Here is a 2,923-nt window from a genome sequence, read left to right as displayed (position 1 = left end):
CGTTGAAGTCCGAGCCGATCAGCCGCTCGATGCTCACCAGCGTGTCCCGGCCCGCCCCGCCAGTCTCTTGAGCAGATATAATGTTCAGATTGACAGCAACGCCACTGACCGCCGAAGTATAGGATGCGGCATCATTACCTGCCCCACCATACAGAGCATCGTTTCCTGCACCTCCCTCCAGCACATCATCGCCGTCACCACCATCGACAAAATCATCTCCTCCAAGCGCGAAGACGAAGTCATCGCCACCAGTCGTTCTGAGCGAAGAGTTCAATGCCGTAGGAATGATGATATCGGCGCCGCTGGTGCCCGTAATCTGTGCCATCATCTGCCTTTCTGGTTCCAGCATGTCGGAATGGCAGACATGCAGTTCCAACGGTCCCCAATGCTCCGACCGAGACTCATTTTGCACATGAAATGCCGCGCAGCAGTCGGGGATTGCAATGGAATGATATATTTGTACTAGACCTCTGCCCCGAAATCGGCGCTCGTCAGCTCCGTGACTCCCAGAAGCCTGAGGATCATCGGATTCGTCACCTCGAACCCCGGCCGCCCCACCGAAGCCAGCTCGGTAAGCGCCGGAGCCAGGTCGATCGTCAACCCGCCATCTTCCAGGCTCACCCCCGCATCGCCCACGCCGACCACGCCATCCGCGTTGCTGTCCAGCGCCTCGAAGCCGATGGTCTCGGTCCCGTCGTCGTCGGTGATCACGAAGCGCAGCGCGCCGATCTGGTCCTCGCCGTGGCGGAAGTCAGTGATGATGGTGCGCCCACCACCGGCGAACTCCTGGTTGCCACCAGAATAGTCCATGGTGAAGCTGTCGGCACCCCGGCCCAGGGAGATCCTGGCGTCCAGGCTGTCATAGCCGCCGATCTCGATCAGGTCGTCGCCATCGCCTGCCGTAACCTGGTCCCGGCTGTAGACGGCGATGGTGTCGTTGCCCGCCCCGCCGAACAGGATGTTGGCGCCCCCGCCGCCATCCAGATAGTCGTCGCCGTCGCCGCCGACCATGTGGTCGTCGCCCAGGCCGCCGCGCAGGTCGTCGTCGCCGCCATGGCCCTGCAGCCGGTCATTGCCGGCACCGCCCACCAGCCGGTCGTCCCCGGCACCGCCGCTCAGGCTGTCGTCGCCCTCGCCGCCATCCAGCTGGTCGTTGCCGTCGCCACCCATGATGGTGTCGTCGCCGGCCTCGCCGAACGCAATGTCGTTGCCGCTGTCCAGGCCGATGACATCGTTGCCGCCCCGGCCGTGCACCGTGTCGTTTCCGGCTCTGGCCAGGATGACGTCGTCCCCCTCCGTGCCGTCGAGCAGATCGTCGGCGAGCGTGCCTTGGATGGTGGCCATCAGGTTCTCCTTGCGCTCACGCCACCGGCATCAGGCTGACCGGAAGCATGTGATCGTTGATCTCGGTCCAGGCCCCGCTCGGGTCATAGAGCTTGCCGGCTGCATTGTAGAACCGGCCGGAATTGTTGGCATCGTCCTCGCTGCTGGTCGGCACCGAGTTGGGGTTGCACGGCCATACCTGCGGGATCTTGATCTCCGGCCGGCGCGACCCGTCCGGCATCAGGGCGCGCCCCTGGCTGGTATCGAAGGTGCCGTCCGACTTCTTCCGGTACAGGTTGAAGTAGCGGTGCGGGTTCTTCTGCAGCTGCATGGCATAGCAGGCGCCATCCTCCGCCATGATCTCGACGACATAGCGGTAGAGCGATGCAATCTGCAGCGGCGGGTCGATCGTGAGGCGGCCATAGCGGATGACCGGTACGGCCTGCTCGAATTCGGAGAGCGTGGGCGAGGTCCCCGAGCTGAGGTTGGAAGGCGTGATCGTCAGGGTCTTGCCGGCCACCACGTCGCGGCCGAACGCGGCGAACGTGCTCTCCGGAAACGCCTTGAACGGCCCGGCCCCGCCGACCCGGAACACGTCGCTGCCAGACGCGGTCGGCGGCGGCCAGACCTGCTTCAGCCCCAGCGTCAGGTTGCGGCCGGACACGCCGGTCACGCGCATGATGCGCACGCCCAGCCGCCGGTTCAGCCCATAGCCGGCCATGCTCGTCCAGCGCCAGGCATGGACGTAGATCTCGTCCACCATCTCGCCCGGGAAGTCGGCCGGCGGGGAAAGGACCTGGCGCAGCCGGCGCTGGCCGAACACCAGGAGTGCTGGCCCCCGGTCCGCCACGGGCGGGCGGGCGGCGTTGGGGTTGACCGGGTCCTCGTCGAACAGGCGGGTGCTGGAAGCACCCCCGGGGTAGCGCCCCCGGTAGTACCATGGCTGGCCGTACCAGGTATCGTCGTCATAGCCGAGCAGGAAGACCGGCGTCATGCCGCGCGCACCGCCGGCACTGGCATTGGTGCTGGGCTGCTCGGTGGCCGGCAGGTACTCGCGCACCGCCAGGAGCCGGTCGAGCGGCGAGTTCGACGCCTCCGTCCCGGGATGAGCCGCGGATGCCGAGAACGCGTTGTTGTCGAACGAGAAGTTGACGGTCGGATTCGCTGCCAGGTTGACGTACTCGGCGAGAATCCACTCACCCGCGGAGACCACCCAGGGGCTGCCGTTCGCGGTCACGTCGATCCAGACATAGGCGGTGCCGCTGTGCACGTACTCGCTGCCGCGCTGGGTGACGCGGTTCAGCCAGGCCTGGACATGGAGGCCGCCCACCAGTTCCGGGCTGTTCGCGACGCCGAAGCGCGTGGCATTTGCGTTGAACGCATCGAAGCCGCCCACCTGCCGGCCGGGATAGTAGCCGGCCTCACCCGGCGTCACGACGCCCGAGGCGAGCAGCGTCCCCTTGGGCTGGGTCCAGTCGTTGCAGCGATAGAACCTGATCTGGTAGCAGCCGAAATTGCCGCCGCTATGGCCGTCGCCCGGCTCGGCATGCTGCCGCGCCCCCTGGGTCTGCCACATGAACTTGGTGACGACCCCGTCCTT

At 66.1% G+C, this 2,923-nt stretch carries 2 protein-coding genes and 1 pseudogene; all 3 read right to left on the bottom strand.

Features of this window, described 5'->3' with window-relative positions; genetic code table 11:
* Nucleotides 1-376: pseudogene (locus tag VNS22_RS26535) on the bottom strand (hypothetical protein); the annotation flags it as partial.
* An 86-nt stretch (nucleotides 377-462) separates the two neighbouring features.
* Nucleotides 463-1,344, bottom strand: coding sequence for a calcium-binding protein (locus tag VNS22_RS26530; protein ID WP_325737938.1), 882 nt, complete (start codon nucleotides 1,342-1,344; stop codon nucleotides 463-465).
* A gap of 16 nt (nucleotides 1,345-1,360) precedes the next feature.
* Nucleotides 1,361-2,923, bottom strand: a 1,563-nt coding sequence (locus tag VNS22_RS26525; protein ID WP_325737936.1) for a hypothetical protein, incomplete at its 5' end; no start/stop codon positions are given.

It is taken from the genome of Geminicoccus sp. (assembly GCF_035556675.1).
Classification (GTDB): Bacteria; Pseudomonadota; Alphaproteobacteria; order Geminicoccales; family Geminicoccaceae; genus Geminicoccus.
Note: the sequence above shows the minus strand (reverse complement) of the source record. Positions and strands in the feature narration are given on the sequence as shown.

Excerpts from the sequence above, each read along its gene's own strand:
- VNS22_RS26530 (WP_325737938.1), bottom strand. The coding sequence starts at position 1,344 with ATGGCCACCATCCAAGGCACGCTCGCCGACGATCTGCTCGACGGCACG.